The organism is Streptomyces venezuelae (assembly GCF_008642275.1).
GTDB lineage: Bacteria > Actinomycetota > Actinomycetes > Streptomycetales > Streptomycetaceae > Streptomyces > Streptomyces venezuelae_E.
Genome location: NZ_CP029189.1, coordinates 7,146,690 through 7,161,873 on the forward strand (window position 1 = coordinate 7,146,690; position 15,184 = coordinate 7,161,873).

Here is a 15,184-nt window from a genome sequence, read left to right on the forward strand (position 1 = left end):
GGTGATCCCGGCGGAACTGCTGGTGTTGTCCGCGGCCCCGGGCAGCCCCGCCGAGGACGGCCTGCGCCTGCTGGACGGCCTGGGCGCGGACGGCGGTGCCGAGCCGGGGCCGGCCCGCCCGGCGGTCACACCGCCCGCACCATCCCCGGCCGCCCCGCGTGTCCCGTCGTGACAGCCGCGGCCGGGACGGAGAGGGCGGGCCACCCCCGGGCCACCCGGGCCGGCACCCGAGGCGCCCGGAACGGCCCTGAGGCACTCGGGCCGGCCCGGTCGGCGCCCGGGACGGCCCCGGTCACGCGCCCGCGCCGGCACCCGCCCTGGCCGGTGCGGGCACCGGACCGCCGGCCATCGCGCGGGCCATCCACGCGGAGGAGCGCAGGGTCTGCGCGACGAACGCGCCACGGCCCACCCCGAGGGCCCGCAGGGCCGGACCGTGGTCGACCGCGACCAGGGTGGCGGCCCCGGCCAGCAGTCCGCGCCACCCGGCCGTCACCGCCCGGCGGGCGGGCCGGGGCAGCCCGGCGAGGCCGTCCCGCAGGCGCAGGCAGTGGAAGGGGACGTGCCGCTCCTCGTCCGCCAGGATCCGGCCCGCGACCTCGGTGGTCAGCGGGTCGGCGGCGCCGTCGCGCAGGGCCTGGTAGTACCCCAGGGCCACCACCTCGGCGATCATCAACACCAGGAGTTCCAGCCGCAGTCCGAGGAGCCGCCGGACCCGGACGAAGGCCGCGTCGCTCCAGTGCCCGTCGAGCGTGCCCGCCCCGCCGGCCGCCAGCAGCAGCTTCAGCATCCGCGCGTGGTTCTGTTCCTCGGCGATGAAGAGCCGGACGGCCTCGGAGTAGACCGGGTCACCCGCGAGGTCGGCCTTGCCGGAGAGCGCGGAGCCGTCGCCGTCCTCACCGACCTGGAACTTCTGGATGCTGCGGACGATCTCGGCGGGCAACTGCGCGCCCCGCGCCCAGTCGGGGTCGCCCAGGGCCGCCCGGCGTTCCCGTTCGGCCTCGAACTCGCCCACCCATGCCCCGTACTCACTTTTGATCATGTTCAACAATCTAGCCATTGTTGATCGTGTTCAAAAGTGCCTGAATGTCATGGCCGCGTAACAGAACGGTGCGGACCGCGCCCGCGCGGGTCGACCGGGGTGAGGACTCCGAGCCGGTCCTCGACCGCCTGGGCCGCGTCCAGGCAGAGGTCCTCCCGGAACGCCCGCCCGGCGATCTGGACGCCGCAGGGGAGCCCGTCGGTGATCCCGGTCGGTACGGCCACCCCGGGTACGCCCACGAAGCTGGTCACCGTGCACAGGCGCATCCCCGCCGCGACCCGGTCCCGGCCGGCCCGGTCGCGCGACTCCAGTCCCGGCTCGACCGGCGGCTCGGTGAAGACCGGGCCGAGCAGCAGCGGGTACTCGTCGAGGAACGCGGCCCAGGAGCGGCGGATGTTCAGCCAGGTTCCCATCAGCTTCATGAGCACCTCCGCGCTCGCGGGCGGGGTCCGCTCCATCATCATCTCGACATAGCGGCCCCCGCCCTTGCCGAGCAGCTCGCGCACCACCGGCCAGGTCGGGGCGAACTCGGTCACGGTGATCCGGCCGTAGGCCTCCAGGGCCTCGTCCAGCCGGGGCACGTCCGCCACCTCGCGCACGTCGTATCCGGCGTCGCGGAGCGCGTCGGCGGCCGCCGAGACGGCTGCGCGAACCGCCGGGTGGACGCCGTGCCCGCCGGGGTCCGCGACGACCGCCACCTTCAAGCGCCCCGGGAGCGGCTCGCCGTAGGCGGGCACCGGTACGGCTCGCGGGTCTCGCGGATCGGTTCCGGCCAGCACCTCGTAGGCGAGCCTCAGGTCGCCCACGCTCCGGGCCATCGGGCCGTCGGTGACCAGCATCTGGGACGCCGGGCCGGGGTCGTCCGGGCCGAGGACGCGATGGTCGGCGGGGAAGCGGCCCGCGGAGGGCTTCAGCCCGGCCACGCCGCAGAACTGGGCCGGGATGCGCACCGACCCGCCGGAGTCGTTGCCGAGCCCGAGCGCCGCCATGCCCGTGGCGACGGCCACCGCGTCGCCCCCGCTGGAGCCGCCCGGAGTCCGGCTGCAGTCCCACGGGTTGACCGTGTCGCCGAACAGTTCGCTGCGCGTGTGCATGCCCGCCAGGATCAGGGTGGGGATGTTGCTGTGCCCGAGGGGAATGGCCCCGGCCGCGCGCAGCCGCGCTACCGGCGGTGCGTCGGCGGACGCCACCAGATCGCGGAAGCGTGCCGTGCCGAAGGTGGTCGGCACGCCTTCCACGGCGGTGCTCTCCTTCACCGTGAAGGGCACGCCCGCCAGCGGCCCCAGCGTTTCACCGGCTGCCCGCCGCCGGTCCAGCCGTGCCGCGGCCTCGCGCGCCCGCTCCGCCAGCAGCTGAGTGACCGCGTTCACCTGCGGGTTGATCTCGGCTATGCGCTCCAGATGACTGTCGATCAGTTCGACGGCCGAGACCTCGGCGGTGCGTACGGCCTCCGCCTGCCTGGCGGCCGGCATCTTCCACAGGGCGTCCTGCATGACCCCACCTTCCTCGTCGGTAGCGATGCATGTGCATCGGTACCGAAGCGTATCCCTGGATCCGATACGGCCGCATCGAATAAACTGCGCAGCGGAACACCGAGGAGCAGGGAGGCGCCCGCCATGCCCAGGCAGGTGGATCACGAGGGCCGACGCCGTCTCATTGCCGACGCCGTGTGCCAACTCGCCGACGAGCACGGACTGGAGGGTGTGACCCTGCGCGACGTCGCCGCTCGTGCACAGGTGTCGATGGGAGCCGTACAGCGGTGCTTCCGCACCAAGGAAGAGATGCTCGTGTTCGCTCTCGGGCACATCGGCGAGCGGATCGGCGAGCGCGTACGGGCCCGCCTCGTCCGCAGCCCGGCCCAGTCGGCCGGCACCGCCCTCGGGCACGCGGTCACCGAGATCTCGCTGCTGCGGGAGGAACACCGTGCCGAGGCCAGGGTCTGGCTCGCCTTCGTCGCGCAGGCGGCTGTCAGCGAGGCGCTCGCGAGCACGTTGAAGGCGAACTACGCGGCCCTGCAGGACGCGCTCACCCGGCTCGTCGCGGAAGCCTTCGAAGGCACCCGCCGGGCCGGGTCCCCAGATCCGCAGCGCGAGGCGCGCACGCTCCTCGCCCTGGCGGACGGCCTCACCACGCACGTCCTCGTCGGCCACCTCACTCCGCAGGAAGCGCTCGACGTCCTGGACGCGCACCTGGCCGGCCTCTGGGAGTGACCGGCCCGGCGCCGCCGGCCCTCGCCGGGGAGTACCGGCCCGCGCCGCTCAGGCCTGGGCGGCAGGAGGCGAGTTGATCAGCCCGAAGGGTACGTGGACGCTCGGAGTGCCCTGCGCCGTGCCGTTGAGGTGGGAGACCTGGTCGTCGAAGAAGATGTGCGGGTCGAGCGCCCGCATGACCGCGGACTTGTCGACACCGCCGAGAAAGAAGGCGTCGTTGACCCGCAGGCCCCATGCCTTCAGGCTCAGCAGGGCGCGCTCGTGAGCGGGGGCGTCCCGGGCGGTCACCAGCGACACGCGCAGGCGGGGCCGGTACGCGGAGTCCTCGCGGCGCCTCTCGTCCTCGACGCGCTGGATGCGGTTGACGCCGGCCAGGAAGTCGCGGAGCGGTCCCGGATCGTGGGGGGTGCCGGCGTGGCCGACCTCGTAAGCGCGGAACGCGTCGATGCCACCGTTCTGGAAGACCTGCTCGGCGGTGTCGCCCGCCACCACGCCGTCGAAGTCGAACGCGATACGGAGTTCGGGGTCGCTCTCGTCGTCGATCCGCCCCGTTCGCAGGACGTGACCCGCGGGCAGCCCGGCCGCGACCGCGTCCCGGACGTCAGGTCCGTCGGCCGACAGGAACAGCGACATGTTGAGCGCCGGCATGAACTGGTGCGAGGGACGGCCCTGCCGGAACACCGCCCGGCTGATCGGCAGACCGTGCGCTTTGATCGAACGCATGACGCGCATCCCGGTGCCGGGGTCGTTGCGCGAGAGGATGATGACCTCGACCAGGGGGTCGGCCCGATCCGCGAGGTCGTTCAACGACAGCAGGCGTCTGACGAACGGGAACGCCACTCCTTTGGCCAGCAGTTCGTCGACATGGGCTTCCTGGTGGGCCCGGTAGGCGTCCTCTCCCCGCTCCCGGAACACCGCGTCGCACTCGGTCAGGTCGAACAGGGCACTGGAGGCGATCCCCACCACCAGGCGATCGGACAGGTCGTACCTCATGGCGCCCCCTGCTGGCACATGTGCACCGTCTGGATGCTTATCACCCTTTGGCATATGCAGGAAACGTCTTCCGGTCTGCCGTTCGAGCGGACCGGGGGCGTCAGACACCCCTGGCTGCCGCGGATAGTGTCGGTGGCCGGACACGAAGGCCGGGAAGTACGAGGTGCGCATGAAGACCCATCGTCCGGGGCGACCGGAGGACCTTCCGGAAGCGGGGGTGCTGTGGGCACGCTGGGCCGCTCTGGCGGCGGCGACCTGGAACGCCGACGAGGAGAAGGAGCGCTTCCGGTACGGGTACTGGCTCGGCGTCGACGGCGTCGAGGACGGCGGCAGCGAGCTGCGCTACGACGACGGCGCGTGCAGCCGCTGGGCGCTGATCCGGGCCGGCGCCGGCCGCGCCGTGCTCTTCGGACAGGACGATTCCAGCAAGGTCGCGCGGCACGAGCCGCCGATCGATCTCCTCGCCGGGGCGCCCCTGTGGGTGCGCGGAGAGCGCTTGCGCGACTTCCTGGAGCAGGGAAGGGCCGAGTGCGTCTACTGGTTCGAGGACGGCCGCTGGCACCGTGTGCCGTACCCCGACGACCTCGGCGACGACGGGCTCGACTGCGGGATCGGCCATCTGACCTCGCGTGAGTCCGCCGTCGAGGCGCTCTGCGCGCTGTTCGAGTTCGACGAGGACTGCGCGGGCGCCGTGGAGGCCTGCGAGCGGTTCCTGGAGCATGCCGAGCGGGACACGGTCACCGACGGGGTGGTGCGCTCCTTCGCCGACGAGGTCTTCCGGATCCAGAGTGCATACGAACTGCTCTGGCCCCAGGTCCCGGTGGCCCGTTCGGAGACGGACCTCGCCGCGATGACGGCGCTCGCCCGCCACCGGTGAAAAGGGGGCGATCCCGCCGGTGGATCCGGCGATCCTCGGGCGACGGCGACGGCGACGGCGACGGCGACGGCGATGGCGACGGCGTCACGGCCGGCCCGGGCGGTCCGCACGCGACGACCCGGAACGCCGCCGGGGCCCGTCGGGAAGACGGGCCCCGGCGGCGAGCCGTTCGCCTCAGGCCGTGACGGGGGCAGGGGCCTCCGGGGTCTCGGCGGGGGCCCCTGCCCCCGCTTCGGCGTCGGGACGGGGGATGCGGTGCAGCCCCTTGCGGTCGTAGAGGCGGGTGACGGCGAAGCCGAAGGCCAGCGCGGCGACGAGGGCGACACCCATCGAGGCCCAGGCCCGGGTCAGACCCGCGTCGGCCTGAGCTCCGTAGTAGAGGAGGGAGCGCAGACCCTCGGTGATCTGGCGCAGCGGCTCGAACTCGGAGAGGGCGCGGAAGAACCCGGGGAGGGCCTGGACGGGCACCGTGGCGCCGGAGGAGGGCACGGCCATCGCGACGAAGACGATGGTGGCCAGCAGCATGCCGGGCGTGCCGAAGGCGGCGAACAGGGCGAGGCTTCCGACGCCGACCACGGCGATGGTGGCGACCGAGTAGAGCCACAGCAGGCCCAGGTGGGAGGCGTCCATGTCGAGGATCCCGACCGTGGCGACCTCGACCAGGGTGCCCATCACCAGGGACAGGCCGAGCATCAGCACGATGCCGATGGCCAGGGTGCGGACGCGGCTGGTGTGCTGGACGGGTTCGCGCTTGCGGACGGGGCCGTAGTCGGTGTGCAGGTAGCCGAGCGCCGTGTCGACCTGGGAGTTGACCACGTTGGCGCCGAGCATGCCGCAGACGACCAGGACCAGCGCGTAGTAGAAGGCGCTCAGGCCCATCGCGCTGCGGGAGCCCACGGGGTGGCCGTCGGCGACGTTCACGGTCACCGGGTCGGCCAGCTTGAGCTGGGCAGCCGTCGGCAGCGGGGTCTTCTGGGCACCGGCCTGCTTGAGGAGCTCCTGGCCGATCTGGGCGGACGCGGCGTGGGCGGCCTTCTGCGCGGCCTGGGAGGACATGGAGGAGCCGATGCTGCCGGCCGCCTGGTTGGTCAGCACGGTCAGGGTCGGCGGGGCGGCGGCCTTGCCCTGGGGTGCGGGCTGCGGGGCGGTGAGCGCGGCCACGGTGGCGGAGTAGTCGGCGGGTATGACGAGGGCGCCGAAGACCTTGCCCCGGCCCAGCCGCTTGTCGGCCTCCTCGCGGCTGACGACCTGCCAGTCGATGCTCTTGTCGCCCTTGGCGGCCTTCTGGATGCCGGCGACGGCCTGCTCGCCCAGGTTGACGTGGCGGCCGCCCATGTCCGCTCCGCCGTCGCTGTTGACCAGGGCCACGGGCAGGTCGCGCAGGTTGCCCCTCGGGTTGACGTTGCCGCCGACGTAGAGGAGGGCGAACAGCATCGAGACCACTGCGGCGATGAGACCCGTTCCGATCCACAGCTTGGGTCGGCGGAGCACGGAGGGGGGCGTGGGATGAGGCATCGATTCTCCGGTGCGGCTGCGTTCCTAGGGCTGGATACTTATGGTATCCAGTCACTGGATAGTGGCAGTATCTTGCTGTGGTGTCCAATCGCCGACACCGGATGCCGGATGCCGGACCGCATGACCAGCAGGGAAGCCGTATGAAGATCTCGGAGCTCAGCCGGCGGACCGGCGTGCCGGTCGCCAGCATCAAGTACTTCCTGCGGCAGGGACTGCTGCCCGCGGGGCGGGCCACGGCCGCGACCCTGGCCGAGTACGGGGACGAGCACGCGCAGCGGCTGCGGCTGATCAAGGCCCTGACCACGCTCGGCGGCCTGTCCATCGCCGCCACCCGTGAGGTGCTCGGAGCCGTCGACCAGGCCCACAGCTCGGAGAGCGCCCTCGGAGCGGTCAGCTACGCGCTCCCGGTGCCGGTCGCGGCCCAGGCCGCGGCGGACCAGGAGGAGCGGGCCGCAGCCGACGCGAGCGCCGGTACCGAGGTCGCCGACCTGCTCGCGGAGCTGGACTGGCAGGCACCCGGCACCTCACCGCACGTCAAGGGGCTGACCGCGGCGCTGGAGGAGCTGCGCCGGCTGGACGCCCAGTACGCACCGGGAGAACTCGCCGCCTACGCGCGGCTGGCCGAGTCCGTGGCCCGGCTGGACCTGCAGCGCGCGGCCGGCCTGGACGACCCGGTGGCCCTGGCCGAGCGGGCCGTCATCGTCTTCGCGATCTGCGCCCCGGTCTTCGAACTCCTGCGGCGTCTCGCGCAGGAGGACCAGGTCCGCCGCCGGGTCGCGGGCGCCGGCCGGGGCGGGGGCGGTGAGGACACGGCGCCGCGTTAGGCCGTCTCCGTCGGATCCTGCCGGGCCCGCGCGGCCCGGCACCGTACCTCGCCGCGCTGTCGGGGCACCCGAGTACGTCCGGTACGAGGGAGCCCTTCCGCCTCGCGATGCACGGCACCGGACGACGCGGGCCAGGCCGGCACGATCCGGAAGAGACGGCCCGAGCCGCCTCGTCCGGATCGTGCCGGGCGCCCGCGCCGCGCCCGTAGACCGGCCGCCCGGACGTCGTCGGCGCCTGCGGCCCACCCGTCGGCCCCGCCCGGCGGCCGGCGGGATCCGGGTGCCGCCCGTCCGCCGCCCCGCGGCGGACGGAACGGGCTCAGGGAGCCTGGCCGCGTTCTACGGGCCGGCCGTCACGGCGGGCTTCGGGGACCACCGTGACCTGCGGGATCCTGGTCCCCGGATGCAGGGAGACCTCCGCTTCGACGCGGTAGGTCCCGGCCAGCAGCTCCCGGGTGAGGACCTCCTCCGGTGTTCCGGTCGCGACCACGCGGCCGCCGTCCAGCACGCAGATCCGGTCACAGAAGGACGCGGCGAGGTTGAGGTCGTGCAGGGCGATCACGGCGGTGACCCCGACCCTGCGGACGAGCCGGAGCGCGTCGAGCTGGTGGCGCAGGTCCAGGTGGTTCGTCGGCTCGTCCAGCACCATCGTCCCCGTGCGCTGGGCCAGCGCGCGGGCGATCAGCACCCGTTGCTTCTCGCCGCCCGAGAGGCGGTCGAAGGGCGCGTGCGCCAGGGCGGCGACGTCGAGCTCCTGCAGGGAGCCCATGACGATGTCGCGGTCGTTCGCGTCGTCGCCCGCGAAGGCGCGCTTGTGCGGGGTGCGTCCCATCGCCACCACGTCGTAGACGCTGAGCTCGAAGTCGCCCCCGGTCTCCTGCAGTACGGCCGAGAGGCGCTGCGCGAGCCGCTTGCCGGGCATCCGCCACACGTCCTCGCCGTCCAGCAGGACATGTCCGGACGTGGGGCGCAGCACCCGGTAGAACGTGCGCAGCAGCGTCGACTTGCCCGCGCCGTTGGGACCTACGAGCGCCAGCACCTCACCGGGTGCCACGCGCAGGGAGACGCGGTCGACGAGGGTCCGGCCGTTCACCACGACGGTGACGTCCTCGGCATCGAGGGCGCCGGGCCCGGGCCCGGGCACCGTCCGTACAGGTCGCTCAGGTCGCTCAGGTCGCTCCGGGTCCACCGGTCGCTCCGGGTCCACCGGTCGCGTCGGTCCGTCCGTCACCGCGCCGCCTTCCGTCGCATCAGCCAGAGGAAGAAGGGTCCGCCCACGAGGGAGGTGAGAATGCCGACGGGTATCTCCTCCGGGCTCATGAGCGTGCGCGCGCCCAGGTCGGCGGCGATCAGGAAGCTCGCGCCGAGGAGCGCGGCGGCCGGCAGAGCGCGGCGGTGGTCGGCGCCCACCAGCAGGCGCACCACGTGCGGCATGATCAGCCCGACGAAACCGATCTGGCCGCTGACCGCGACGATGGTGCCGATCATCAGGGCGATCAGGGTGAACAGGGCGCCGCGGAAACGGTGGACGTCCAGGCCGAGCGCCGCGGCGGCCTCCTCCCCGGCCAGCAGCAGGTTCAGCGACCGGCACACCCCGAGCAGGACGGCGGTGCCGAGCAGCACGGCGCCGACGGGGATCCACACCGTCGTCCAGGTGGTGCCGGCCAGTCCGCCGAGCATCCAGCGCAAGGCCGACTGGGTCTTCTGCGGGTCGTCGGAGGTGACGATCAGGAAGCTGGCCACGGCGGAGAGGACCTCGGCCATGGCCACACCGGCCAGGACCAGCCGTACGGTGGTCATCCGCCCGCCGGAGCGTGCCAGGAAGTACACGGCGACCAGCGCGGCGAGCGCCCCGCAGAACGCCGCCACGGGCAGCGAGAACATCCCGAACACGGTCACGTGGAAGACCAGCACCAGCACCGCGCCGACCGACGCGCCGGAGGAGACCCCCAGCAGCATCGGATCGGCCAGCGGATTGCGGACCAGGGCCTGCAGCGCCATGCCCGACACCGACAGGCCCGCGCCCACCACGCCGGCCAGCAGTACCCGGGGGAGCCGGACGTCGACGACGATCGTCTCGCGGACCGGCGTCCAGGCCGGTTCGGCGAGGACCGGGTGGATCCGGTGCAGCAGGATCCCCCACACCTGGTCGGCCGGGACGCCGATCGAGCCGATCGCGATACCGGCCGTCGCGGTCCCCGCCAGCAGGACTCCCAGGCAGACGAGCAGCAGGGCGTAGGGAACGGCCCGGCGGCGGGCCCCGGCCACCGGGGGCGCTGCCGGAGCGGCGATCGTCCCGGCCGCCTCCGCCTCCGCCTCCGCCTTCGCCTCCGTCACCCCGGTCACCGGAACCGGTCCGGGTGGATCTGCCGGGCCAGGGACTCGACGGCCGCCGGGACGCGGACACCGAGCACGGTCGACGACAGCGGAAGTACCGCGAACCGCTCGTTCCTGATCGCGGGCACGTCCCTGAGGGCAGGGTTGGAGAGGAGGAACTTCTTCTTCTCCTCGACCGGCTGGTTGCCGTAGTCGTAGATGACGATGACCTCGGGGGCGCGCTCGGCCACCTGCTCGAACGACACGTCGCCGAAGGCCTTGTCCAGGTCGGCGAAGAGGTTGACCCCGCCGGCCCGCTTGATCAGCTCGTTGCCGATGCCCTTCCCGCCCGCGGTGAAGGCGGTCTTGTCTCCGCTGTCGTAGACGAAGAGCCTGGCCGGGGTGACGCCGGCCAGCTTGCCGTCGACCAGGTCGAGCGTGCCGTGCAGCTTGTCCACCTGCTGCTCGGCCCGGTCCGGTACGCCGAAGATCTTGGCGACGGTGCGGATCTCCTCGTCGACGGTGGCCATGGTCACCGGCCCGGCCGGGCACTCCTCGATGTTGAGATGGGTGTTGATGCCGGCCTTGCCGAGGGCCGGACGGCCGCGGCCCTCCTTCTCGTCGAAGGTGGAGCCGAACCCGCCGTAGACGAAGTCCGGTTCGGCCGCCAGCAGGGTTTCGAAGGACGGGTACTCCTTCGACAGCACCTTCACGGAGTCGAAGGCGGCCTGGTACTCCGGCAGGATCCTGTCGTCGAGGTAGCCGGTGCCCACCATCGACTTCTCCAGGCCGAGCGCGAGCATGACCTCCGTGGCGTGCTGGTTCAGGGAGACCGCGCGCTGCGGCGGCCGCCGGTAGGTGCTCTCCACCCCGCAGTTGGACACCGTGACGGGGAATCCGGCCGCCGCGGGCCCCGAGGAGGCGGAGCCCTCCTGCGCCTTTCCGCCGCAGGCCGGGACGAGCAGTACGGCGGCGACGGTCAGGAGCGTGGACAGCGGACGCGTGCCCCTCATGTGGTGGGTCCTCTCAGCGGGTCTGTCGGGTGGTCACGGAACTTCACGAGGCGATCCGGCGCGGCCCACGGCGGGGCTCCGGCCGGGCCGGGGGCGCCGGCGGTGCATCCGTCAGCGGACTGCTGCCGCCGGCGCGGGGAGCGGGGTCAGGGAGGCGAACTCCAGTGGCGCGGACGGGTCGACGGACACGTTCAGCGGGGCCGGCTCCGCCCCGGAGCGGACCAGCAGGTCTCCGACGGCCGCGATCATGGCGCCGTTGTCGGTGCACAGGGTCATCGGCGGCACGCGCAGTTCGATGCCGGCCGAGGCGCACCGACGCTCCGCGAGGGCCCTGACCCGCGAGTTCGCGGCCACACCGCCGACTACGACCAGCGTCCTCACGTCGTACGCGCGGCAGGCCGCGAGCGCCTTGCGGGTCAGTACGTCCGCGACCGCCTCCTGGAGCGCGGCGGCCCCGTCGGCCACCGGCGGCTCCTCACCGCGCTGCCGGTGCTTCTCGGCCCAGCGGGCCGCGGCCGTCTTCAGCCCGGAGAAGGAGAAGGCGTACGGATCGTCCCCGGGCCGGGTCAGCGGGCGGGGGAAGGCCACGGCTTTCGGATCGCCGTCGCGGGCGGCCCGGTCGATGGCCGGACCGCCCGGATACGGCAGGCCCAGGATCCGGGCGACCTTGTCGAAGCACTCGCCCGCCGCGTCGTCGAGGGTGTCCCCGAGGTGCAGGATCGGATCCCGGACCAGGTCCCGGACCAGGAGGAGCGAGGTGTGGCCGCCGGAGACGATCAGGACCACGCACGGGTCGGGCAGCGGTCCGTGCTCCAGGGTGTCGGCGGCGACGTGCCCGGCCAGGTGATGGACGCCGTACAGCGGCACCCCCGCCGCGTACGCCAGCGTCTTGGCCCCGGCCAGGCCCACCTGCAAGGCGCCCGACAGGCCGGGCCCGGTGGTGACCGACACCGCGTCGATCTGGTCCAGTCGCAGCCCGGCCTGGTCGAGGGCCTGCCGGACGACCGGGTTGAAGGAGTGCAGGTGCGCGCGGGCGGCGATCTCGGGCACGACCCCGCCGAAACGGGCGTGTTCGTCCATGCTCGAAGCCACCACGTGCGCCAGCAGCCTGCCGTCCCGCACGATGCCCGCGCCGGTCTCGTCGCACGACGACTCGATCCCCAGCACCACTGGTCCGCTCACTGCTGTCCACCTTTTCTGCGCAACACCCGCAACTGCGAACTATATGCAATAAAGCGGAGGCGGGTCCGGCCGGGGGAGTGCCCCCGGCCGGCCCCACGGGCGTCATAGGGGCGAAGTGGGTGGAGCCGCGGCCGGTCTCCGGGCGCAGACGCGTGGCGAGCTGGAGGGCGAGGTGGAGGGCGAGCCGGCACCGGAACCGCTCGCCCACACCGGCGCGGACGGGGCGGGTCCGGGCGGAGCCGGCGCGGCCGGCCAGGTTCTTCGTCGGCCGCCCGTGGCCCGGGCAGTGACGCCGGAAAACTGAACACAAGTGGTCAGATTGCATCCAAACTCGCACAGTCGATGCCGCGCGTGAGGGGAACTGCGTAGTTTTGGTCTTGGTTGCGGTGAGCTCACATGTCACCCGGCCCGGGAAGGTCACTCACTGGGGAGGGGGCCTGTCTTGTCCTCGGGTCCGGCGTCCGGCGGAGTGTCGCGGCGCTGACCGGCTGGCGAGGGACGGCCCATCAGTGCGAACTAAGGGGTAGCTCATGCCTGACATCGATCTCGGACTCGCGACGGACTGGGAAGAGGGCGACAGCCACGGCCGCGTCAAGCTGCGGCAGAACCAGGTCTACCCGACCTCGCCCAAGAAGGACGTGCTCATCAGCTCGCCGGTGAGCATCGAACTGTCCGTGAACACGAACTTCTCCACCAGTCAGGAAGCGGACAAGATCTACTTCACCACCCACCACGGCAACCAGAAGAAGATCATCGCGGTACTCGACTCCAACGGCGATCTGCGCATCGCCGGCCGGGTGATCCCGGACCAGAAGAACCTCTCGTACTGACCCGCGCGGCCGGTACCTCCCTGGTGAGTTCCGGCCGGACACGGGCAGCGTCACCGCCGTACGAGGAGGGGCCCGCCGACCGAGTGGTCAGCGGGCCCCTCACGCACCCCGCACCGCTCACGTCCCTCATCGGGCGATTGCGGCTCTCAGCTGAAGACGTCCAGGAGGTCCGGCCAGGAGCCGTCGCCGGCTTCGCCGGAGCGGGCCCGCATCGGGAGCGGATCCGGGTAGGCCTCCGCCGCTGCGCGTGCGCGTACGATGTCCGGTCCGCCGCACGCAGCGACCGCGAAGGCGCCGAAAACCCCGGCGAACGCCGCCGGGTCGCGGAACTCCACGCCGTACGCCCGGCCGTCCCGCAGCGGCACCCACACCACCCGGTCGGACCGTCGCCACTCCGGCACCGGCTGGTCGTCGGCGGTCGACCGCCCCTCCAGCCACAGCCGCGCCACGTGCAGCAGGTTCACCTTCTCCATCGGCAGCCGTCGGCGCCGTACCCGCAGTTCACGCGCCGTCAGCGAGACCTTCTGGTCCTTCCTCGGGTACCAGACCACGCCGATCCCGAAAGTCGCCCAGAGCAGGATCCCGATCATCGGCCAGGTCACGGCGTCCCCCCACGACCGGATCAGCCCGCCGTCCAGCAGGTACACGGCCCCGAACACCAGCACCCACTTCGCGGTCATCCGCCAGAACCCGCTGCCCTGCCGGTACAGGACCCGCCGTTTCCCCGTCATCGCCATGCCCGCACGCTATCCGCACCCCGGCACCGCACGGCAGGCGCCCTCGCGAACGCGACGGGCACCGGATCTCCGAGCGCCGGGGGCGGCTCCAGCACGACTGCCGACGGTCCACGAGCCCGGCGCAGGCTTCAGCGGTCCGCGACCACCGGGTACGGCACGTGGGTGCGCAGGTCGGGATCCACGGAGAGGATCCCGCCGGCCGGGGGACGAGCCCGTTGGGCGCAGTCCCGGCGTTCACAGATCCGGCAGCCCAGTCCGATGGGGGTGGCGGCGCGGGGCTCGTGCAGGGCGACGCCCTCCGCGTAGACCAGCCGCGGGGCGTGGCGCAGCTCGCAGCCCAGGGCGACGGCGAAGTCGGCCCGGGGCGCGTGGTGGCCGAACCCGCCGCGGCTGACCGTGCAGGCGATCCAGAAGTACTTCTTCCCGTCGGGCATCTCGGCGACCTGGGTGAGGACGCGGCCGGGGGAGGAGAAGGCACCGTAGACGGTCCACAGCGGGCAGGTGCCGCCCAGCCGGGAGAAGTGGAAGTCGGTGGCGGACTGGCGCTTGGAGATGTTGCCCGCGCGGTCCGCCCGCAGGAAGGAGAAGGGGACTCCCCGGTTCCCGGTGCGCTGGAGGGTGGACAGCCGGTGGCAGACCGTCTCGAAGCCGACGCCGAACCGCGCCTGCAACAGCTCGATGTCGTAGCGGAGCCGTTCGGCGGCCGCGTGGAAGGCGGTGTACGGCATGAGCAGCGCGCCCGCGAAGTAGTTGGCGAGCCCGATCCGGGCGAGACCCTCCGCCTGCGGTGAGGACAGGCCGGCCGCGAGGACCAGCCCGCTCAGCAGGGGGCCGTGCTCCAGCAGCGCGAGCTGCGTGGCCAGCTGGAAGGCGCGCTGCCCTTCGCTCAGCCAGGGGGAGAGCAGGATCAGTCCGCTGTCGGCGTCGAAGCGCCGCGCGTCGGCGGAGCGTTCGGGGCCCGCCTGGAGCACTCTGATCCCGTGCCGGGTCGCGAGGCGGCTCGTGAGGGCGTCCGCCGCGCGGCCGACCCGGACGGGGCCGAGTGCTCCGGCGGTCTGCTCGGCCTCGGTTTCCAGGGAGGCGAAGTGGTTGTGGTGGGCGTAGAAGAAGTCCCGCACCTCGTCGTGGGGTTCGGCGGGCAGCAGGCCGGCGGTGTCCTCGGGGGAGGCCAGGGCGACGACCCGCTCGGAGACGTCCCGGTAGCGCTGGTGGAGGGCGACGAGGGCCCGGGCCACCTCGGGATGGTCACGGGCGACGTCGGCGATCTCGTCCTGCGGGACCGGGGCTCCGCACGCCTCGTCCCCGAGTGCCGTCCGCAGGTCGGTGGCCAGACGTTCCTCACCTGCCTCGGAGAAGAACTCCGGATCGACGCCGAGGACTTCGGCGATCCGCAGCAGCACGGGAGCGGTCAGCGGCCGCCGGCTGTGTTCGATCTGGTTGAGGTAGCTGGTGGACAGACCCAGGGCGCGGGCCAGTTCGACCTGGTTCATGCCCCGCTCGCGGCGCAGCCTGCGCAGTTTCGCGTGGGCGTAGATCTTTTGTCCGGCGGGCCGTTCCACGGGGATCACGAGCTCCTCTCCACGTCTCCTCGCCTGTGAAATTAGCATCCGCACCTTTCGCAGAATTCGCGGATTCGCAGCTCCGGCAT

Annotated in this window: 15 protein-coding genes; 5 read left to right on the plus strand and 10 right to left on the minus strand. The window is 72.7% G+C overall.

Annotation, left to right across the window (positions count from 1 at the left end):
• Position 1: 1 nt before the first annotated feature.
• Positions 2-172, plus strand: a complete 171-nt coding sequence (locus DEJ51_RS31690) for a hypothetical protein (RefSeq protein ID WP_223836260.1) — start codon at positions 2-4, stop codon at positions 170-172.
• Positions 173-292: 120 nt separating this feature from the next.
• Here DEJ51_RS31690 and DEJ51_RS31695 read toward each other — a convergent pair whose 3' ends face one another.
• Positions 293-1,039: a ferritin-like domain-containing protein gene (locus DEJ51_RS31695; RefSeq protein WP_150261055.1), complete on the minus strand. Its 747-nt coding sequence runs from the start codon at positions 1,037-1,039 to the stop codon at positions 293-295.
• Between the two features lie 47 nt (positions 1,040-1,086).
• Positions 1,087-2,532 carry an amidase gene (locus DEJ51_RS31700; protein WP_150261056.1) on the minus strand — a complete coding sequence of 482 codons (1,446 nt, stop codon included), beginning with the start codon at positions 2,530-2,532 and terminating at the stop codon, positions 1,087-1,089.
• A 123-nt stretch (positions 2,533-2,655) separates the two neighbouring features.
• Here DEJ51_RS31700 and DEJ51_RS31705 point away from each other — a divergent pair, with 123 nt between their 5' ends.
• Positions 2,656-3,249: a TetR/AcrR family transcriptional regulator gene (locus DEJ51_RS31705; RefSeq protein WP_150261057.1), complete on the plus strand. Its 594-nt coding sequence runs from the start codon at positions 2,656-2,658 to the stop codon at positions 3,247-3,249.
• A gap of 48 nt (positions 3,250-3,297) precedes the next feature.
• On the opposite strand, the gene DEJ51_RS31710 is transcribed toward DEJ51_RS31705, so the two are convergent.
• The gene (locus DEJ51_RS31710; protein ID WP_150261058.1) at positions 3,298-4,242 is read right to left on the minus strand and encodes a 5'-nucleotidase; all 945 of its coding nucleotides are present in this window, start codon (positions 4,240-4,242) and stop codon (positions 3,298-3,300) included.
• A 169-nt stretch (positions 4,243-4,411) separates the two neighbouring features.
• On the opposite strand from DEJ51_RS31710, the gene DEJ51_RS31715 reads away from it, so the two are divergent.
• Positions 4,412-5,119, plus strand: coding sequence for a hypothetical protein (locus DEJ51_RS31715; protein WP_150261059.1), 708 nt, complete (start codon positions 4,412-4,414; stop codon positions 5,117-5,119).
• A 174-nt stretch (positions 5,120-5,293) separates the two neighbouring features.
• Here DEJ51_RS31715 and DEJ51_RS31720 read toward each other — a convergent pair whose 3' ends face one another.
• Entirely contained in the window at positions 5,294-6,634 is a 1,341-nt protein-coding gene (locus DEJ51_RS31720; protein ID WP_150261060.1) for a YhgE/Pip domain-containing protein, read from the minus strand.
• Positions 6,635-6,774: 140 nt separating this feature from the next.
• Between DEJ51_RS31720 and DEJ51_RS31725 the strand changes: the two genes are divergently transcribed.
• Positions 6,775-7,458: a MerR family transcriptional regulator gene (locus tag DEJ51_RS31725; RefSeq protein WP_150261061.1), complete on the plus strand. Its 684-nt coding sequence runs from the start codon at positions 6,775-6,777 to the stop codon at positions 7,456-7,458.
• Positions 7,459-7,777: 319 nt separating this feature from the next.
• Here DEJ51_RS31725 and DEJ51_RS31730 read toward each other — a convergent pair whose 3' ends face one another.
• The 4 genes from DEJ51_RS31730 to tsaD all read right to left on the minus strand — a co-directional run bounded on the left by DEJ51_RS31730 (position 7,778) and on the right by tsaD (position 11,969).
• Positions 7,778-8,602, minus strand: a complete 825-nt coding sequence (locus tag DEJ51_RS31730) for an ABC transporter ATP-binding protein (RefSeq protein ID WP_150261062.1) — start codon at positions 8,600-8,602, stop codon at positions 7,778-7,780.
• 83 nt (positions 8,603-8,685) lie between these two features.
• Entirely contained in the window at positions 8,686-9,726 is a 1,041-nt protein-coding gene (locus DEJ51_RS31735) for a FecCD family ABC transporter permease (protein ID WP_150262272.1), read from the minus strand.
• A gap of 74 nt (positions 9,727-9,800) precedes the next feature.
• The gene (locus tag DEJ51_RS31740) at positions 9,801-10,787 is read right to left on the minus strand and encodes an ABC transporter substrate-binding protein (protein ID WP_150261063.1); all 987 of its coding nucleotides are present in this window, start codon (positions 10,785-10,787) and stop codon (positions 9,801-9,803) included.
• Positions 10,788-10,898: 111 nt separating this feature from the next.
• Entirely contained in the window at positions 10,899-11,969 is a 1,071-nt protein-coding gene (gene tsaD / locus DEJ51_RS31745) for a tRNA (adenosine(37)-N6)-threonylcarbamoyltransferase complex transferase subunit TsaD (RefSeq protein ID WP_223836063.1), read from the minus strand.
• A 530-nt stretch (positions 11,970-12,499) separates the two neighbouring features.
• On the opposite strand from tsaD, the gene DEJ51_RS31750 reads away from it, so the two are divergent.
• Positions 12,500-12,799 carry a DUF6342 family protein gene (locus DEJ51_RS31750; protein ID WP_150261064.1) on the plus strand — a complete coding sequence of 100 codons (300 nt, stop codon included), beginning with the start codon at positions 12,500-12,502 and terminating at the stop codon, positions 12,797-12,799.
• Between the two features lie 146 nt (positions 12,800-12,945).
• Here the strand turns inward: DEJ51_RS31750 and DEJ51_RS31755 are convergent, their stop codons facing one another.
• Both DEJ51_RS31755 and DEJ51_RS31760 read right to left on the minus strand, forming a co-directional pair.
• Positions 12,946-13,536, minus strand: a complete 591-nt coding sequence (locus DEJ51_RS31755; protein ID WP_150261065.1) for a hypothetical protein — start codon at positions 13,534-13,536, stop codon at positions 12,946-12,948.
• A gap of 128 nt (positions 13,537-13,664) precedes the next feature.
• Positions 13,665-15,095 carry a short-chain fatty acyl-CoA regulator family protein gene (locus DEJ51_RS31760; protein WP_223836245.1) on the minus strand — a complete coding sequence of 477 codons (1,431 nt, stop codon included), beginning with the start codon at positions 15,093-15,095 and terminating at the stop codon, positions 13,665-13,667.
• Positions 15,096-15,184 lie beyond the last annotated feature (89 nt).

Bases quoted from the DNA above. Each gene is read 5' to 3' on its own strand.
- DEJ51_RS31700 (WP_150261056.1), bottom strand. From the start codon at position 2,532: ATGCAGGACGCCCTGTGGAAGATGCCGGCCGCCAGGCAGGCGGAGGCC.
- DEJ51_RS31750 (WP_150261064.1), top strand. From the start codon at position 12,500: ATGCCTGACATCGATCTCGGACTCGCGACGGACTGGGAAGAGGGCGAC.
- DEJ51_RS31710 (WP_150261058.1), bottom strand. From the start codon at position 4,242: ATGAGGTACGACCTGTCCGATCGCCTGGTGGTGGGGATCGCCTCCAGT.
- DEJ51_RS31715 (WP_150261059.1), top strand. From the start codon at position 4,412: ATGAAGACCCATCGTCCGGGGCGACCGGAGGACCTTCCGGAAGCGGGG.
- DEJ51_RS31720 (WP_150261060.1), bottom strand. From the start codon at position 6,634: ATGCCTCATCCCACGCCCCCCTCCGTGCTCCGCCGACCCAAGCTGTGG.
- DEJ51_RS31740 (WP_150261063.1), bottom strand. From the start codon at position 10,787: ATGAGGGGCACGCGTCCGCTGTCCACGCTCCTGACCGTCGCCGCCGTA.
- DEJ51_RS31695 (WP_150261055.1), bottom strand. From the start codon at position 1,039: ATGATCAAAAGTGAGTACGGGGCATGGGTGGGCGAGTTCGAGGCCGAA.
- DEJ51_RS31725 (WP_150261061.1), top strand. From the start codon at position 6,775: ATGAAGATCTCGGAGCTCAGCCGGCGGACCGGCGTGCCGGTCGCCAGC.
- DEJ51_RS31755 (WP_150261065.1), bottom strand. From the start codon at position 13,536: ATGGCGATGACGGGGAAACGGCGGGTCCTGTACCGGCAGGGCAGCGGG.
- DEJ51_RS31705 (WP_150261057.1), top strand. From the start codon at position 2,656: ATGCCCAGGCAGGTGGATCACGAGGGCCGACGCCGTCTCATTGCCGAC.